Raw genomic sequence first — 597 nt, forward strand, 5'->3', positions numbered from 1 at the left:
ACCCTTTCAGCGGCCATAAAGAAGAGGTTATTATGACCATTCCATCTTTTGAGAGCGCCTTTGGACGCTCTCTTGTTTTTCTGTGTTTTTTTATTGCGTTACCCACCCAGGCTTACACTGAGCAAGAGCTCAAAGCTTTTGCCAAGCTTGAGCAAAAAATGACTCAACAACCGGAGGCGGCGAAGACGTGGCCTACGGACGACATACAAAATAAAGCCCAGGCTTATCGAGAAGAAGCGCTGACTCTCAGCCGCAAGGTTCAAGATTTGATACAAGAAGAGAGTCTTTCCCCTTTATTGGGGCGACAAAAACCCACGCGCCACCCTGACCAAGCCCCAAAAGGGGTGATGGTGTTTGTGTCACTCACCATGCCCAAGACCGCGCTCAAGCAGCTTCTGATGCAAAGTGAGCACTTAGGCGTGCCACTGGTGATACGCGGTGTCTTACCTGAAGGTTTTCCGGCCACGGCCAAGCGGATCGAGGCCTTGATACGCTCACCCAATAAGGCGCCCATTCAAAGCGGCTTTTCCATCAGCCCCGATTGGTTTAAGCAATTTGATATTCACCACGTACCGGCCTTTGTTTCGGTCAAACAAA

1 protein-coding gene is annotated in these 597 nt (G+C 50.3%); it reads left to right on the top strand.

Annotated elements, in window-relative coordinates; genetic code table 11:
• Positions 1-32 precede the first annotated feature (32 nt).
• On the top strand, positions 33-597 hold a 565-nt coding region (trbC, locus tag AB4589_RS24995; protein WP_372101917.1), incomplete at its 3' end, for a type-F conjugative transfer system pilin assembly protein TrbC.

Source organism: Vibrio sp. 10N.222.49.A3 (assembly GCF_041475145.1).
GTDB lineage: Bacteria > Pseudomonadota > Gammaproteobacteria > Enterobacterales > Vibrionaceae > Vibrio > Vibrio tasmaniensis_A.